The sequence below is a fragment of the Mesorhizobium sp. AA23 genome, from assembly GCF_001672435.1.
Classification (GTDB): Bacteria; Pseudomonadota; Alphaproteobacteria; order Rhizobiales; family Rhizobiaceae; genus Mesorhizobium.
The window spans coordinates 28,953-46,443 of the sequence record NZ_LYTP01000003.1; the positions used below are offsets into that span (position 1 = coordinate 28,953).

At 60.9% G+C, this 17,491-nt stretch carries 13 protein-coding genes and 1 pseudogene; 10 read left to right on the forward strand and 4 right to left on the reverse strand.

Going from position 1 to position 17,491, the window contains the following annotated elements; translation table 11 throughout:
- Positions 1 to 4: 4 nt before the first annotated feature.
- The 8 genes from A9K66_RS04635 to A9K66_RS04670 all read left to right on the forward strand — a co-directional run bounded on the left by A9K66_RS04635 (position 5) and on the right by A9K66_RS04670 (position 11,909).
- The gene (locus tag A9K66_RS04635; RefSeq protein WP_067320261.1) at positions 5 to 1,072 is read left to right on the forward strand and encodes an ABC transporter ATP-binding protein; all 1,068 of its coding nucleotides are present in this window, start codon (positions 5 to 7) and stop codon (positions 1,070 to 1,072) included.
- Positions 1,073 to 1,089: 17 nt separating this feature from the next.
- Entirely contained in the window at positions 1,090 to 2,589 is a 1,500-nt protein-coding gene (locus A9K66_RS04640; protein WP_067320264.1) for an aldehyde dehydrogenase family protein, read from the forward strand.
- A 14-nt stretch (positions 2,590 to 2,603) separates the two neighbouring features.
- On the forward strand, positions 2,604 to 4,238 hold the full coding sequence (locus A9K66_RS04645; RefSeq protein WP_067320267.1) for a choline dehydrogenase: 1,635 nt from the start codon (positions 2,604 to 2,606) through the stop codon (positions 4,236 to 4,238).
- Positions 4,239 to 4,371: 133 nt separating this feature from the next.
- A complete protein-coding gene (locus A9K66_RS04650) occupies positions 4,372 to 5,322 on the forward strand; it encodes a dihydrodipicolinate synthase family protein (protein ID WP_197507447.1) in 951 nt (316 codons plus the stop codon).
- 148 nt (positions 5,323 to 5,470) lie between these two features.
- The gene (locus A9K66_RS04655; protein WP_067320275.1) at positions 5,471 to 6,502 is read left to right on the forward strand and encodes a proline racemase family protein; all 1,032 of its coding nucleotides are present in this window, start codon (positions 5,471 to 5,473) and stop codon (positions 6,500 to 6,502) included.
- Positions 6,503 to 6,537: 35 nt separating this feature from the next.
- A complete protein-coding gene (locus A9K66_RS04660) occupies positions 6,538 to 8,031 on the forward strand; it encodes an aldehyde dehydrogenase (RefSeq protein WP_067320279.1) in 1,494 nt (497 codons plus the stop codon).
- A gap of 102 nt (positions 8,032 to 8,133) precedes the next feature.
- Entirely contained in the window at positions 8,134 to 11,082 is a 2,949-nt protein-coding gene (locus A9K66_RS04665) for an NAD(P)-dependent oxidoreductase (protein ID WP_067320282.1), read from the forward strand.
- Positions 11,082 to 11,909: an inositol monophosphatase family protein gene (locus tag A9K66_RS04670; RefSeq protein WP_067320285.1), complete on the forward strand. Its 828-nt coding sequence runs from the start codon at positions 11,082 to 11,084 to the stop codon at positions 11,907 to 11,909. Before A9K66_RS04665 ends, A9K66_RS04670 begins: the two co-directional genes overlap by 1 nt.
- 186 nt (positions 11,910 to 12,095) lie before the next feature.
- Here A9K66_RS04670 and A9K66_RS04675 read toward each other — a convergent pair whose 3' ends face one another.
- From A9K66_RS04675 to A9K66_RS04690, 4 genes are all read right to left on the reverse strand, one after another.
- The gene (locus A9K66_RS04675; protein WP_067320690.1) at positions 12,096 to 13,124 is read right to left on the reverse strand and encodes an Ldh family oxidoreductase; all 1,029 of its coding nucleotides are present in this window, start codon (positions 13,122 to 13,124) and stop codon (positions 12,096 to 12,098) included.
- Between the two features lie 141 nt (positions 13,125 to 13,265).
- Positions 13,266 to 14,414, reverse strand: coding sequence for an alanine racemase (alr, locus tag A9K66_RS04680; RefSeq protein WP_082953701.1), 1,149 nt, complete (start codon positions 14,412 to 14,414; stop codon positions 13,266 to 13,268).
- 167 nt (positions 14,415 to 14,581) lie between these two features.
- The gene (locus A9K66_RS04685; protein WP_067320696.1) at positions 14,582 to 15,820 is read right to left on the reverse strand and encodes a glucoamylase family protein; all 1,239 of its coding nucleotides are present in this window, start codon (positions 15,818 to 15,820) and stop codon (positions 14,582 to 14,584) included.
- A gap of 201 nt (positions 15,821 to 16,021) precedes the next feature.
- Entirely contained in the window at positions 16,022 to 16,219 is a 198-nt protein-coding gene (locus tag A9K66_RS04690) for a hypothetical protein (protein WP_067320287.1), read from the reverse strand.
- Positions 16,220 to 16,467: 248 nt separating this feature from the next.
- Here A9K66_RS04690 and A9K66_RS30995 point away from each other — a divergent pair.
- Positions 16,468 to 16,644, forward strand: a pseudogene (locus A9K66_RS30995) (ROK family protein); the annotation flags it as partial.
- 258 nt (positions 16,645 to 16,902) lie between these two features.
- On the forward strand, positions 16,903 to 17,478 hold the full coding sequence (locus A9K66_RS04700) for an ROK family protein (RefSeq protein WP_067320296.1): 576 nt from the start codon (positions 16,903 to 16,905) through the stop codon (positions 17,476 to 17,478).
- Positions 17,479 to 17,491: the final 13 nt, after the last annotated feature.

Consider the following 17,491-nt stretch of genomic DNA (forward strand, 5'->3'; position numbering starts at 1 on the left):
GACGATGGGTATTGAAGTCAGATCAGTCTATAAGCGCTTTGGCGCCTTCACCGCCGTGAATGGCGTGTCGGTCGACATCAAGGATGGCGAATTCTTCGTCATGCTCGGCCCCTCCGGCTGCGGCAAGACCACGACATTGCGCATGATTGCCGGATTGGAGCTTCCCAGCGACGGCCAGATCAAGATCAACGGCCGCGACGTGACATATGAGGAGCCCCGCCACCGCGATATCGCGATGGCGTTCCAGGACTACGGTCTTTATCCGCACCTTTCCGTATTCCAGAACATCGAGTTCCCTCTCAAGGTGCGCAAGATTGCCGAGGGCGAGCGCAAAAAGAAGGTGCATGCGACCGCTGAGAAGCTCGGAATTGCCGAGTATCTGGATCGCAAACCCGGGCAGATTTCAGGCGGGCAACGGCAGCGCGTTTCCCTGGCGCGGGCTTTGGTGCGCAATCCCCGCGTCTTCCTGATGGACGAGCCGCTTTCGAACCTCGATGCGAAGCTGCGCGCCACAATGCGCACCGAGATCAAGAAGCTGGTCACCAGCCTCGGCATCACCACGGTCTACGTGACCCACGACCAGATCGAAGCAATGTCGATGGCCGACCGGATCGCCGTCATGCGTAAGGGCGACATGGTCCAGGTGGCAACGCCGCTGGAGATCTACGACAGGCCAAGAACCGAGTTCGTGGCCGACTTCATCGGTTCTCCGCCCATGAATCTGTTCCCCGCCCATTTTGATCGCAAGAAGGGAATTGCCGCCTCCGTCCAGCCCTTTGCCGACAGTCTGTCAGGGGAGGTCGCCGACAAGGCAAGCAGCTTTGCCGACGCCCAGGGACAATTCTTCGTCGGGGTCCGCCCCGAGCATCTCTTGATCGTTGGTGACGGCGTGGAAGGCGCCGCGTCCGCGAGCGTCGATTTCGTCGAGCCGCTTGGGCAAACCACCAATGTCTATGTCGACTGCGGCGGTCACAAGTTCATCGTCGTCACCGATCGAACCGAGGCGAGGGTGGGCGACGTGGTCGGCGTGCTCGTTGCGCCAGGCAAGAGCCGGCTCGTCGCGCCAAACTGACCGAGGAAAATAGATCGATGGACGTCCGCGAATACGACAATTGGATCGACGGCGGTTGGGCAGGCGCCGATCGGAAGGTGGAACGCAAATCGCCTGCGCACGGGAGGCTGCTTGCCCGGTTCGCGCAAAGCGACGAGCACGCGGTGAAGGCTGCTGTCAGGGCCGCCCGCAAAGCCTTCGACACGAGATCTGTCTGGTCATCCCTGCCTGGCGCCGACAGAGCCAAGGCACTTGGGCGCTGGGTCGATTTGATGGCCCGTGACCTGGATAGGTTGGCCGAGATTGAGGCAGAAGAGGTTGGCAAACCGATCCGCTTCGCCAGGGCGGAGATCGAGTGGTCCATTGAGCTGGCGCGCTATGCGGCAGCGCTTGCCTGGCAACTCCCAGGGGACCTGGTCTCGAACATCGGTGACGCAAATCTGGGTCTTGTCACCCGTGAACCGCGCGGGGTGATCGCTATGATCACGCCATGGAATTTCCCTATGGTCACCCTGTTCCAGAAGCTGCCCTTTGCGCTCGCGGTCGGCTGTACGGTTGTGGTCAAGCCATCGGAGATGACCTCTGGTTCGACGCTGGAAGTCGCCAAGCTGGCAACAGAGGCCGGCATCCCAAATGGCGTCATCAATGTGGTAACCGGCTCGGGCCGCACCGTCGGCGAGATCCTGACCGGGCATCGAAATGTTGACATGATCTCGTTTACCGGGTCGACCGCGGTCGGGATCAGGATCGCGCAGCGCGCGGCCGAGCAAGTCAAGCGCGTTGGCCTCGAGCTAGGCGGAAAGGCGGCAAATATCGTCTTTGCCGATGCCGACATCGATGCGGCGCTGGATGGCATCTTGCTCGGCTATATCCTTAACCAAGGGGAAGAATGCGTCCAGGGCACCAGGCTTCTTGTTGAGGATAGCATTGCGGAGAGTTTCCTGGAGAAGCTGGTCGAGCGCTCCAAGAAGATCCGCCTCGGCTTGCCGACGGATGAGGACGCTGACGTCGGAGCGCTGATCCACGAGAAGCACATGGAGCAGGTGCTGTCATACATCGAGTCTGGTTTAGAGGAGGGCGCGACTCTCCTGCTCGGTGGTAAACGCGTAACCGAAAACGGACTTGGCATGGGCTATTATGTTGCCCCTACCATCTTTTCTGATGTCACCCCCAACATGACCATCTTTCGCGAAGAAATCTTCGGACCAGTACTTGCGGTCACCCGTTTCAACACAGTGGAGGAAGCAATCGCACTGGCCAATGACACGAACTATGGCCTGGGCAACGGGCTATGGACGAAGGATATCGACAAGGCGATACGCGTTTCCCGCGAGCTCCGCAGCGGAACAGTCTACGTCAACACATTCCTCGAGACAGCGGTCCAGATGCCATTTGGCGGCTTCAAGGAGAGTGGGATCGGTCGCGAAAACGGCATGGATGGGTTGCTCGAGTTCACCGAGGTGAAGTCGACCTTCATCAAACTTGGGAAACGTCCCCACGCCCTGCCGCACACTGTGGCGACCTTAGCAAGACCGTAAGGAGTGACCCCGAGGTGGCAGACAAAAAGACGTTCGACTACATCATCATAGGCTCTGGCTCAGCAGGTTCGGTAATCGCGTCCCGCCTCGCCGAGGACCCCTCAAGCACGGTTCTTCTCCTGGAAGCGGGACCCTCGGATCAGCACATCTATATCCGAATGCCGGCGGCGCTTGGCTTCCCGTTGATGAACGATCGCTTCAACTGGTTCTACAATTCGGAGCCGGAGCCGCACTTGCAAGGGCGCATCGTTCATGAGGCGAGAGGCCGCGTGCTGGGCGGCTCGTCTTCCATCAATGGCATGAATTGGGTCCGCGGCAACCCTTGGGACTATGACAATTGGGCAGGCATGGGAGCCGACGGATGGTCCTATGCGCAATGCCTGCCCTATTTCAAGAAAGCCGAGACATTCGACAAGGGAGGTAACGCTTATCGCGGCGGCTCCGGGCCAATGCGGATCGAGACCTGCAAGGCGGAAAATCCGCTCTACCACGCCTTCCTGAGGGCGGGGGTGGAGAGCGGGCTGAAGCATGTTGCTGACCACAACGCATACCAGCAGGAAGGCGTTCACATAACCCAGCGCAACGTCCATGACGGTATTCGCTGGAGCACCTCGCAGGCCTATATCCACGCCCAGCCCCGCAAGCCGAACCTCACCGTGCTGACCGGTGCGAGGGTCACAGGCATTGAGACCAGCAACAAGCGCGTCGTTCGCGTTGCTGTGACCACAAAAGCCGGCGCCCAACAGTTTGAGCCGGAGCGAGAAACGATCCTGTGTGGCGGAGCGCTGAATTCCCCGCAACTGCTGCTGCTATCCGGCATTGGCCCTGCTGATGACCTTAGAAACGCCGGGATCGCGCTGAAACACCACCTGCCTGGTGTTGGACGAGGGTTGAAGGATCATGTCGCGGCCCCTGTCATGTATCGCGCGACCAAGGACGTATCGGCTGCCAAGGAACTCTCAACCTTCGGTAAGGCGAAGCTCGGGCTTCAGTGGCTCCTCTTCAAGAAGGGGCTTGGCGCTACCAATTTCTTCGAAGTCGGTACCTTCATGCGCACGAGGGAAGAAGAAAGCATACCGAACGTGCAGTTCGAGTTTGTGCCGATGCTGGGTGAATTCCAGCACGGCAATGTCAAGCTCGAGAACGGCTTCCAGTATTTCCTGAGCCTGATGAGGCCAAAGAGCGAGGGTCGTGTCTGGGTGGAATCGGCCAATCCAATGGTGGCGCCGAAATTCGTGTTCAACTATCTCGAGCACCCCGACGACGTGCTGCAGGCGGTTCAGGCCGTGAAGGCAATCCGCAACGTAGTCCGTCAGAAGGCATGGGACGAGTTTCGCGGTGTGGAAGAAATGCCTGGCCCTTCGATCGCCACCGACGACGATATCGCCAATTGGTTGCGCGGTATTGCCGGCACCAACTACCATCCATGCTGCACCTGCAGAATGGGCGAGGGGGATGACGCGGTCGTCGATCGGGAAGCAAAGGTGCATGGCATTGAGGGCCTGAGGGTCGTCGATGCCTCGATCATGCCTGAGATCGTCAGTGGCAACCTCAACGCCCCCGTCATCATGATGGCTGAAAAAGTCGCCGACGCCATTCGCGGGGTAGCGCCGTTGCCCGCCGACCCGCAGCCTTACCACACCGCCTGAGGCGGCGCACATCAAATGCAGCAAGCGCTTGATCCAAGGTATGAAAACGATTACAACTGAGAAAATCCTTGAATGGCAATGTGGTCATGGATCGCTGATGGCTAACAGGAAGTAGACGTGGGAGTCTATAGCTTTGGGCGTCAAGTCATTCCATGGGGGATGGGGCGCGCTGCAAGTTCAACGGTCAATTCAGTCGCGCAAAAGGAGCAAAGACGTGAGTGAACTAAAAGGTATCTGCGTGCCGATCTGCACGCCATTCAAGGACAATGGCGCTGCGCTCGACGAGGGCGCATTGGCGGCAAACATCGACTCGCTGATCGATGCGGGAATTCACATCATCGCCGTGAATGGCGGGACCGGAGAGTTTCCTTTCCTCACCGAGACCGAGAAGCGGCGCATCGCCGAGATCGCGGGCAAGCGGATCAATGGCCGGGCCAAGCTTATCGTGCAGACGTCTGCCTTGCGCACCGAGGACGCGATCGACAACTCGAAGCACGCGCGGGACGCTGGCGCGGACGCATTGCTCATCCTGCCGCCCTTCTTCGAGGGGCCAGGCGAACCGGGAGTGCGCTACCACTACGAGCAGATTTCCAAGGCCGTCGCGACCCCCATCATGGTCTACAACATTCCCCAGTACACCGGCTTTGACATCACGCCAGACGTCTTCAAGCGCTTCAGCGAGATCGACAACGTCAAGTACATCAAGGACAGCACGTCGAACATGATGCGCATCGATCAGCTCTCGGCCCAGGGCGCCAAGGTGTTCAATGGTTGCGACTATCTGAACTTCTACAGCCTTGTCAGCGGTGCGCCCGGCGTCTTCACCGGGTCCGGCAATGCCGTCCCGAAGCAACTGGTCAAGCTCTATGATCTTGTTCAAGCCAAGAACCTCGCCGAGGCGGCTGCTCTTTGGCTCAAGCTGCGCCCGCTGTCGCTGCTGCTTTGGACGTCTCCGTTCAACCCCGTCGCCAAGGCAGCCAGCACCAAGACGGGTCGCCCCGTCGGCGAGTGCCGGCTTCCTGTCCTGCCACTGACCGAGGCGGAGGTGAAGCTGGTCGACGAAGCCCTCGCGGCCGCCGCTTAAGGCGAGCGCCCTTGTCCCGGGGACACCGTCTCCCCGGGGCAGGGCTGGATGCCGCCGGCCCGCTGCGGCATGCTTGGCAATTCACCGGTCGTCATTCGGCCGCATCCCTCGGAACGCCTCGCAAGCGAGTGAACAAGGAGGACGACACATGCGGTTATCGCGGATGATCAACGTTGTCGGCGCCCATGCCGAGGGCGAGCCCAACGATGTCATCACCGGCGGCGTCATCGACGTCCCTGGCAAGACGATGTTCGAAAAGGCGCGCTGGCTGGAGACGAAGGGCGACGACCTTCGAGCGTTCCTTCTCCACGAGCCGCGCGGCAAAGTCACACTGTGCACCAACCTCGTCCTGCCCTCGTCCCACCCCGACGCCCAGATGGGGTACGTGATCATCGAGCCGGCATCCTATCCGCCGATGTCGGGGACCAACACGATCTGCACGGTCACCGTGTTGCTTGAGACGGGCGTCATCGCGATGCAGGAGCCCGTCACCAGATTGACGCTCGAGGCGCCGGCGGGATTGATCGAGGTCGAGGCGCAATGCCGCAACGGAAAATGCGAAAGAGTGAAGTTCCGCAACCAGCCGTCCTTCGTCATGCATCGCAACCGGATGATCGAGGTCGCTGGCATTGGATCTCTTCGCGTCGACGTCTCATATGGCGGGATGATCTATGTGATCGTCGATGCCCGCGACTGTGGCTTCGCGATTGAGCCGTCAGAGGCGCGCGACCTCTCCGACGTCGGAGAAAAGATCAAGCGCGCGGCGGCCGAGCAACTGCCTTCGATCCATCCTGAAAACCCGGCAATTCACACCATAAACCAGACACTTTTCGCCGGTCCGCTCACGGTCAGCGACGGGCTAAAGTCATCGCGCAACGGCGTGATCGTCTCGCCTGGCCGCCTCGACCGCTCGCCCTGCGGCACCGGGACTTGCGCGCGGCTGGCGCTCCTCCATGCCCGCGGCGAGATCGCGCCCGGCGAAAAATTCATCCACGAATCGATCATCGGAACAAAGTTCGAGGGCGAGATATTCGAGACTTCCAAGGTCGGCGACTTCGATGCCGTCTCCGTCGCGATCAGCGGGCGGGCCTGGATCACCGGCTTTCACCAGTTTGTGCTCGATCCGAGCGATCCGTTCCCTACCGGATACACGCTTTCCGACACCTGGCCCAGCGCCTGATCAACACCCTTCAATGCGATCCCCAGGAGTTTAACATGAATGTTCACACGGACTTCCACGCCCAAGCCCAGACGCTGAAATTCGAGACCAGGGCCTTCATTGATGGCGCCTATGTCGCGGCCCAATCGGGCGAGACCTTCGAGACGGTGAATCCGGCAACAGGCAAGTTGCTGGCCAACGTGGCTGCCGGCGGCGCGGCGGACGTCGATGTCGCGGTCAAGGCGGCGCGCCGCAGCTTCGAAGCCGGCACCTGGTCGGGCTTGCCGCCGCGAGAACGGAAGAAAGTCCTGCTGCGCTTTGCGGATCTGATCGACAAACACAGTGCCGAACTGGCCCTTATCGAGACGCTCGACTGCGGCAAGCCTATCAACGATTCCATCAATGTCGACTTGCCCGACTCAATCGAGACATTGCGCTGGCATGCGGAGGCAACCGACAAGATCTACGACCAGGTGTCTCCGGCGCCGCGCGACGTCGTGTCGATGATCGTGCGCGAGCCAATCGGCGTTGTCGGCGGCGTGATCCCCTGGAACTTCCCGCTGTTCGTCGCCATGTGGAAGCTGGCGCCCGCCTTGGCTGGGGGCAACTCCCTCGTTCTGAAGCCGGCCGAGCAGACATCCCTGTCATTGATCAGGCTGGCGGCGCTCGCGTCCGAGGCGGGCATACCTGATGGGGTGTTCAACGTCGTTCCTGGCCTGGGGCCGACTGCCGGTCAGGCCATTGGCCTCCACAAAGACATCGATTGCGTAAGCTTCACGGGATCGGGAGAGGTGGGCCGGCTATTCCTCAAATATTCCGCAGACTCAAACATGAAGCGCATCATTCTCGAATGCGGCGGCAAGAGCCCGGCCATTGTGATGGGCGACGTCAGGAATTTCGCTCCGATAGTCGAGAATGTCGCGACCGGTATTCTTTTCTGCCAGGGCGAGAACTGCTCGGCTGGCTCGCGCCTCATCGTCCATGAGAGCATCAAGGACCGACTGCTCGATGAATTGAAGCCAGTCTTCGAATCATGGACTGTTGGCGACCCGCTCGAACGAACGACGCGCATTGGAGCCATGATCGAGCAGGAGCATCTTGCCAAGGTGCTCTCCTACATCGAAACCGGACGCAAGGAAGGCGCCAGGATCGCCCTGGGCGGTAGCCAGATATTGGCCGGAACGGGCGGCAGTTTCGTCGAGCCGACCATCTTCGATGGTGTTTCGAACAACATGAAGATTGCCCGTGAGGAAATCTTCGGCCCGGTGCTGTCGGTGATCACTTTCAAGGATGAGGCTGATGCAGTCCGCCTGGCAAACGACACCAACTACGGCCTCGCCGCGTCCCTATACACCGACGATCTCAACACCGCTCACCGCGTCGCCAAGCAGATCCGCGCAGGAACTGTTTCGGTGAACTGCTATTCGGAAGGCGACTTTGCCGTGCCGTTTGGCGGTTACAAGGAGTCCGGCTTCGGCGGCAAGGACAAGGGCCTGGCCGCGCACGACCAATACACGGAGACGAAAGCCGTGTGGATCCAGCTGCGCTGATAACACCGCTGGCCGGCGTCTGAGCTGGCCAGCCCACTCCAAGTCGGGAACGGAAGTCGCCTGCGGTTCGCAGGTGCTGCCGCATTGCGTCGAGGTAGGCTGATGACATCCATCGAAACACTAAGGGCAGAGCGGCTTGCCGCGTCGCGCCTGACGGCCGCCGGGCGCCCAAAGCGGACCGCCAATCCATTTTTTGGCGTCGGCCCCATCACCGACCTCACCGCCGACGAAGTCGATGCGCGGCTCCTGCGCTTCGAGTTCGATGCCTGGCTGGAACGCAACTACAGGAAGTTCGACGACAGGGGCAACGATATCGGCCCCTTCACCACCGCGGAGATCGGTCGAGGCATGCATCGCGGTTATCCCGCCGACAAGATCCTGCTCGACATGATGCGCGAGATCCATCGCTACTTCGGCTTCCCCAAGTCGAACCACATGGCGGTCGGACTTGGGGGAGGACATAGCGGCTTCACCGCTGGCGTCATGCACCTGATGAACGCAAACGACGACAAGCAAAGGGTCTATGTCGACACGCCAGCGCCGGAATCGGCAGCGGCAGGCTCCGGCGGCTTCTTCCGCCAGTCTTGGGGTGCCCAGCTTGTCGAACTGCATCGCTATTCAAAGCGAGGCGACGAACGGCGCGTGCACTTCTCGCCAACAGAAGGGATCATTCCGTCCGCCGACTATCTGCGCGGCTTGGGGATCGAACTCTTCGTTGGCGTCGGCCATGAAACGACTGGCGCCACCACCTATGCGTCGCAGGATATCTCCAACCTCCTGGAATGGCTGCGCAGCGACCCTGACAACCATCACGCCGTTTTGGACGCGACATCGCTGCTTGGAGCAATGCCCTGGGGTGACCACGTCGTGCAGGAACTGCTGGCAAGAACCTGCATGTTCATGCCGTTCCAGAAGGCGATCGGCGGCGTCTCTGGCTACTTTGTCGCGACATTCACGCCGCAGGCGCTGCGGCTTGTCGAGCGCAACCAGCGGGATCCTTCCTGGGCAATTCCCCGCCAGCTCAAGATCGCTGTGCCGGCAGATCCCAAACGGCCCCTGAGCGGCGAGCGCTCCGTCGCTGTCGGACCGCTTTATGATCCGCAAGGCGACAAGATGCTGGGCGGCGTTATCAATACTTACTCCGCGCTCGCCTTCGCAGAGACGACTTTCGGCCTGCTGCGGTCCGAGAGGCGGCTCGGCCCAGTGGAGAATCTCAATCGACGCTCGACAGCCAACCGGGATGCGATCAACGACTGGGTGTCGCGCAGTGCGGTGCTTCGGCTCAGCGTCACCGACCCTGAACGGCGCGGCGCCGCGGTGACGCTGTTGAAGGTTGTGGACCCAGCCTTGGAGAGCTCGGGTCTGCACGCGCGCATCATTGCGCGCTCCAAGCAACTGCTTGGCTATGAAGGGATCACCCATCCTGACGGAAATCACGAGCCGGGACTGGACGTCGCCCGTTATGTCAACGCGTTCCCGGGCACGCCGGGCGACTATCGTGCCTGGATCGGCGGGGTGCGCGCCCCAGACGACGTCGTCGCGCTCCTGGACAATCTTCAATACGCCTATCTCAGGGCAAAGGTGGCCGTCATCGAGGAGGAAATCGCCAAGCTCGGAGAGCGGTTTCCTCAGTCGCCGAACACAACGGAGAGCGGCCGCAAAGGCGATGCCAGCCGAGCCTATACCGTGCTTGTCGCTGATCCGGTCGGATTGCGATTTGGGCCGGACGGCACGCCGGACCATAGCGAGGTGCGCGCTCACATCGAAGCAAGGGGAGGCGTGTTCCACCTTGGGCCTCTCTGCCGTGAAGCGCTTGAGCCGGGCCGCGTCCATTTCTTCTATCAGCCGGACCTGAGCACCGCCGAAGAGATCCTGCGGCAGACCGACAAAGGTCAGTACGACGCCGTCATTGCGGCAGCTACGGCAATCCCGGAAGGAGCGGTCTTTACGGAGGGCGGCGTGCGCATCGGTGCGGGCACCGGCAACATGCAGTCCAGGTCCTGGGGAGGGCCGAACGGCGGCGGCCCTGCGCCTTTGATGAACACACCAAGCTTCAACAGCCGGGCCACGGCGCAGATGGCGTTCAAGGCGATGCTGAAGGTGGTTCCCGATCTGCCGGTCGATGAATTGCATCAAAGGGTGGTCGACGGGCATTTCGACACCGCGAGGAACCTTCGCGATTTCCCCACCGAAAAGATCGAAGGCAAGAAGATCGCCATTATTGGATACGGCAATATCGGCCGTGAGCTGGCCAAGCTTTGCAAGGCGCTACGCATGCGTGTCTGTGTGCATGCCCGCGCAATTCACCGCGAATGGATAGAAGCCGAGGGCCTCAAATATGCACCGACGCTTCAGGACGCCGCGCGTGGCGCCGACTTCATCAGCCCCCACACTGGTCTCGGCGCCTTTGACCAAGCCCGCGGACGCTTCGCAAATGCGGGACTGATCGACGGTGAGATACTCTCGCTTCTCAACGACGGTGCGGTGGTCATAAATTACGACCGCGGCGAGATCATCGATGCTTCGGCGCTGGCAGCCGCCCTGGATTGCGGGAAAGTCCGCCATGTCGCAGTCGATGCCGACATCTTCTTCGACGGCCAGACATCCTCGTTCGTCGGCCCGCTGGTCCCGTATCGCCAGCTTGCTCTCAAGTTTCCAGGCAGGCTCGAGCTTCTGCCGCACGCGGCCGCCGACACCGATCACCCCTCTCGAGTGGCCGGCGCGAGACAGGCCGTCGACCAAATTCTTGACGCAATTCTCAACCGTCGGATCGTCAATCGCGAGGGCGAACTGCCCGCAAACTATGTGGACGGTGGAACCCGCACGGTACCCGGCATCGGAAAGCCTTCGCGCGATCACCTTGCCGCGCTCATTGCCGATCGGCCCTCGCTGGAGGAAAGCAGGGCTCTGAGCGAGAGGCTTGCTGCTATCTTCGGTGCCTTGTCATGTGCCGGGACAGAGACCCAGCAATTGCTTCTTACGCAATATGGCAATCAGCTGGTGGAAGCCGGGGCGCGCCTCAACAGCCTGTTTGAGGAGAGGGGGCTCTGATGCAGGGGCGCTTCTCGCTTGGCGTCGCCCGTCGAGGGTACGACGAGGCGCTGCCGGACTTCGAATTCTTCCGCAGGCTGGCCGATGCAGCCGCCGCCGAGACGCTGCCGAGACTTCGCATCAGAGGGTCGGCGAATGCCAAGAACATGACCGGCGTCATAGACGATCCTGTGAGCGAGGCGGCTCGCGCGGCCGAAAGAGCCATTCGCGGGATCATAGCCGCCGACTATCCCGTGGACGCGATGCTGGGCGACCAATTCGGGCCGTCAGGATCAGGGCCGATACAGTGGGTCATCGACCCGATCAATGGTGCAAAAGCTTTCCTGTGTGGGCTTCCGGTATGGGGGACCCTGATCGGTCTCACAATAAATGGCCGCGCCACGATGGGCATGATGAGCCAGCCCGATACCGGGGAATGCTTCTGGTCTGACGGCATGAGATCGGTGTGTCGCTCCGCCCTTGGCGAGACTGTGTTGAAAACGAGTGGGACCCAGCTCCTTTCTGAGTCCATTTGCCACACGAATTCTCCTGAACCCTTCGCACGCCGTCCGGGCAGGGGCTTTGCTCGGCTCGCGTCGTCAGTCAAATTCACGAGGTACGGCGGCGACTGTTACGCATTCGCCATGCTGGCGGCCGGCCAGATCGACCTTTGCGTGGAACTTTCCATGCAAGCCTGCAACATCGCAGCCCTGATCCCGGTTATCGAGGCCGCCGGCGGTGTCGTCACCCGCTTCGACGGGGGCCGCGCGGAGCGAGGTGGAAACATCCTGGCATCGGCAAACGCCATCTTGCACGAGGCAGCGTTGCAGGTGCTCAATGACATCTGAAGGGCGGCGACCAGATTTGGGGACGCGCGGCAAGGACGAAGTCCCAGGAAAAAGCGATGACAACGCTACCGAGGGACGATCCCGGCTGTGGGACTGGTTCTGGGTGGCTGTCGCGACATCGGCCATGTATCTCCTGGTCTGGGTAACTCGGTAGCCGGAATGGCCATCAGGCAATCGGCCGCACGCTCATAGGGCCATCAACTGCCTCCACGTTGCGGCTGCAATTGCGATGCCGCGCTCGGCTGCCAACCTGCGGGCGGCAAATCGGCGTTCGCCCGGCAGGCGCGTCTGTCCGGCGCGAACCATCGCTGTGATCAGATTCTCGATCCGCTGCGTGAAAATCCTCAGTGAGCCGTTCCCCCTGGTCGGATCGATCAGGACAATCGTCTCTCCGGTATGGGCCGATTCCGCGCCGGGATGGGCCGACCAGTCGACCTGATGGGAAAAGTTGCTGCCGGTCAATGCTCCGGCAAGAATGTCGATCATCATGGCGATGGATGAGCCCTTGTGACCGCCGAAGGGCAGTAGCGCTCCCCCCTCCAGTATCGCCTTTGGGCTGCGGGTAGGCAGCCCTGAAGCGTCGAGGCCAATCCCCTCCGGAAGGAGCTTGTTTTCGCGCGCCGCGACCGCCACCTCGCCATGAGCCATGGCTGCTGTCGCCTGGTCGAAAAGCAGCACTTGGCCATCCAGGCGCGGCACGGCAAAGGCCATCGGATTTGTGCCATAGAGCCGCTCGCGGCCGCCATGGGGGATAACATAAGTGACGCTGTTGACGACGCCGAGCGCGACCAGTCCGGCTTCGGCGAATGGCTCGACATCAAGCCAAAGTGGCCCGTTATGATGGGCATTGCCGATCGCTAGCACGCACGCGCCAGCCGATCGGGCCTTGTCGATGGCTCGCGGCATGGCCGACTCCAGCGCCGGTCTGGCATAGCCATTGCCGGCGTCGACGTGGAGAAAGGCACTCCCCGCGTCGCGGATGTGCGGGACGGCGCGGCCGTCGACAAAGCCGCTCCTGAGATTCTTCACATAACCGGTCATCCTGAACAGGCCATGGCTTTCCGAGCCATCGCGCTCGGCGCTCGCACAGTTCGTGGCAAGCACGCGAGCGGCGTCATCCGACGTTCCGTTGCGCAGGAGAATTGATTCTAGCGTGGCGACAAGATCGGGGAAGCTGCGGTAGATAGGGAGTTCGTCTGAGGACTGGCCTGTCATGATCGCGAGCTGGCAGCAACCCGTCCCGCTGCCTGTGATTTCGGGGCCGCCAACGAGCACGCCAGGTGCCCATTGGCGGCCGAGTGCCCGGCAAAGCCTGGGAGCGGGCCCATCCTCGGGCACCCAACATGATGGCGCGAGCTATTCATTGACGTAACGGCGTGCGCAACCATGGCCAAGCGAAATCAAGATCTCGTGCTCAATCGTCCCGCAGGCCTTCGCGAGATCGTGGTCGCGAACATTGGGGCCAAGAATTTCAACTGGGCTCCCCGGCACCAGCGCCCAGTCTGGAACGGCCGAGACATCCACTGTCAGAAGATCCATCGAGACGCGCCCGACAACGTGGGCTGCGAAACCTTGAACAAAGACCGTGGCGCGGCTTGAACCGGCTCGGGAGTAGCCGTTGGCATAGCCGATCGCGACAGTCGCGATCTTGGCCTCTTCGACCAGCCGATATGTCGAGCTGTAACCGACGGGCGAACCGCGCTCCATCGTCTTGACCTGGATAATCGGGGCTATCACGCTGGCCGGTTGCAACATTGGGTTTTTACGGCCGGTCAGCGGATTGATCCCGAACGTCGCCTTGCCGGGTCGCACCATGCCGAACAGATAATCTTCTCCCAAATAGACCCCAGCTGAATTGGCCAGCGACAGCTTCGCGGCAGGCAGCCCACTAACTGCTTTCAGGAAAGCCCTGCGCTGGAATTCGCACCGGTCGAAATCGAGATCGTCGGCAGCCGAGAGGTGCGACATATAAAGGAGGGGTGGAATTCGCGAGAGCAGCGGCAAGTTCTCGCCAAGCCATGCGACGTCGTCAGCAAGCAGTCCGAGCCGGTTCATGCCGGTGTCGAAATGGATGATCGAGTCGAGGGGGCGCCCAAGCCGACGCGCGGCCTTGTGCCATCCTTCGATCTGGTGGCGGCTGTTAAGGACGGGAAGCAGGTTCGAACCTACAAGCGCCTCCGTTTCCTCAGGCAGGAAACCGCCCAGCACACAGATCGTTGCCTCCTCGAGGACACTCCTAAGGGCGACGCCATCATTGGCGGTGGCGACAAAAAAGGTCCTGGCGCCAGCTTGCCGCAGCGCGAGGGCGCACGCGATCATGCCATGCCCATAGGCGTCGCCCTTCACGACAGCCGCGCACTCGGCCCCTCCAGCGATGGCGCGCAAGCGCCTGTAGTTCTCTCGTATTGCTTCGAGATCGACGACCATCTCGGCCTGGTTGATCAGGCCGTGGTGTCCTAGCGCGGAGGGTGAGGGATGACTTCCATTCATGATCGTCGCGCCCATACAAGCATAGTGCTCTTGTAAACGTTTACATCCATTAACTCAACGGGAATTTTGATTTTTTAGCTTATCGTCCCAGCCTGTGTAGTGCTGCGAAAAGGTACTGCCGTGGCAAGCGCTTGAACCTTGCCGTTATGGTTCTTCGCCAGATATGTGGAGAGTCAGTCGGCCTAGATCTCGACGAAGCCCAACACGCTCAACCCTTCGCGCACCTCAGGTGCGCTCATGAAGAGTTCCCAGATCAGCCCGCTGCGGTGGTTCTCGATCATCGCTATGATCGGCCCCTGATTTATCGCCAGATAGGTTCGAGCGAACCAACTCAGGGTCTCGCTGAAGCTGTCGACAAATCCAAAATTTCCCCAGATGCGATGAAGCGGCTTTGTGAGGAAACATCTCAACGCCCGCATGGATTCCACGGGCGCGTAAGGAAGGCTGGACAAGGCTGCGCTTGGGGTAATAACGCCCCTGTCATGGTCTGGCGCGTGCGCAACGTAACCGTAGGGGCCGTGGCCTGAGGTTAGTCCCCAGCAATCGGTACCATAGCCGGAATGTCCGTGCGGGTTGCGAGCGCAATGTTCGTAGTTGATGCGCGTATGGGCCACATTCTGTTGCCAGTAATACGCGTATCGGTCCCTCATGCGCCGAGGGTCCAGCCCGCAAAACGAATACTGGGCCAGAAACAGGGGCCCTCCATAGTCCGGCCCAAGTGGGAGGACTGTGCCGTAGAAACTCTTCCCGTTGCGCATCCGGCCATCGCGGGCGAACCCCCTATGGTAGGCGCTGGCCCTGATCGGATGGGTGGCAGAGCCAGCTGCCAGCACATAAGGCAGCAGTCCTTCGTTCCATCCTGACACGGGGCAATTCAGCGCCCATCCGCAGCCGGGGCTCCAGTGCCAGTAGAGCATTTCCTGGTCCTGGCAGTACCAATCCCATTCAACCGATAGCCACAGTCGGTCGATCCGCTCTCGTAGGCGCGATTCGGGAGCTGATTTTCGGTTGAAGTACTGCCGCGAGCACAAGAGGCCCTGGAACAACAGGGCCGTTTCCACGCAATCACCGCCGTCGTCGTTGCGAGCGAAGCGGATGGTTTTCCCGCTCCGGCCATCGGCGAAGTGCGGAAACATCCCGTGATATCGACAGACCTTTTCGAGGAAACAGGTTATGCGGCTGAGATGCTCCACCGCGTCACCGCGCGCTATCCAGCCGCGTTCGACGGCCACGATGATGGCCATCACCCCGAAACCTGTACCGCCTGTCGCTACGAGATCGTTTTCGGACCGGGGTGCTAGACGCTGTCTGTCGCGCGCCATGCCGCTTGCAGGGTGGGCGCCTTCCCAGAAATATCTGAACGTCTGGCGCTGGACGACTTCGAGGAGCGCGTCGTCTGCTAGGTCCGTCAGGTATTTCATCTGCTGCAACGGGGAGGAATGTTAACACGGCGACGCGAAAGGAGGGCCGGACACCGTCGAGGATACGAGTCTGTTAAAATGAATGGTGCGAAGCCACCTGAACAAAGCTGGGCGATCTTTATCGCGCCGGTGCCAGTCGGCGGAAGGCCCGCCCTGGAAAACCTGCTGGCGCAAGTCTCGAAAATCAGGATCCCCGATGCGTTATTTATTCCTGTCGAGCAGAGTCGATAGATAGTGCTCAGCCGCTGAGGACTGCGCCTGAGCAATCATACCGCGTTCAGCGCTTTGTTCAGCGAGCATCGTCATAGCGGTTGGAAAGAGCTCTGCAAAGACGAGAAGAGCCACGAAAGGCAAGGTAAATTTTGCAATCCGCAACAAGAGAGTGGGCGGTTTGATCATGATTGTTCATGGCGCCTTTATGGATCTGTGACAAGCGGCTGGCTCGCGCTCTAACGCAAGGCGGTAACGCTCGACGGTCGAGATGGTAAACGTTTACACATATCTGTCAACGGCTCTCCATGATGCCCGGCCGCATCCAAGCCGAAAAATCGCCAGTCGCGATATAAGAGGTTTGTTTGCATCGAGGTCTACCGCCATACGACTGCGCAGCTCAGCGGCACGTCATCGAGAACGGCGTCTGTCGCCTGAGCCACCGGTTCAACTGGGCCGACGTGCCGTTCGCGGCCATGCTTGCCGAACTCGTGCATGTTCCCGTTTGGGCGGACGACGACACCAATGCTTTCGCGCTTGCACAGCAATTGTTCGGCCTTGGCAGGCATCACCGCACCGTCGGCGCGCTGGCCATCGGCGCGCCTGGTATCGCGATGCCGATGTCCCTCGCAGGATCCCACCGAGCCGCCGCGGACCAGTCCCTACCGTTTCGCCATCGTCATTGCCATTGGCGGTAAATTCAGGCGCGGCGGGAAGCGTTGAACTGCTCCAATTGCGAAAGGGCGACCTGCGCCCGACCTCTAGAGGAACTGTCGTGGTGAGCTCAGCCGAGCCGGCGTGAGCTCGCTCTTGGCTTCTGACGCCCACACGTTACCGGCCGGGTGGTAATCGGAGATGTTCAAATCCGCACTTTGAGAACCGACGCCGGGATCAGCTGCGCGGTCGTGATCGACGGCTCTGTCCATCACGGCGCGAATGGAGCCGCCGGCAAGATGGGTCACTCGACATACGATCCCGATGGTCCGCTGTGCGAATGCGGCCGACGCGGCTGCGTGCAAACCTTCTTCTCCGAGCCGGCCTTGGTGCGGCGATGGAAAGAGGCCCGTCGCCTGTCCGGGGAAGCCACACGCCACGACATGCTGAGCGCGGCTCAGGCCGGCGACAGCACAGCAATCGATCTGTTGCGGGAGGCAGGCCTAGGAATAGGAAGATTCCTTGGCGGCTTCTGTAACATCGTCGATCCGGAAGTGATTGTCGGCGGCGGCGAAGCCGTCACCTTCGGCGATTTTCTGTTCGAGCCGATGCGCGACGCACTGAAGCGTTATGCATTGTGGAGCCCCCCACCAATCACGCCAGACTGGGCAGACGATTCCTGGGCGCGCGGCGCGGCGGCGCTTGCGACCCAAAGGCTCTTCGACTTTGAAAGCAGCCCAGGCGAGGTCGGAGGCGTGGGACTGCAGATATCAGATGTCAAGGCTCGTTCCTGAGCGAAGAGGGCGA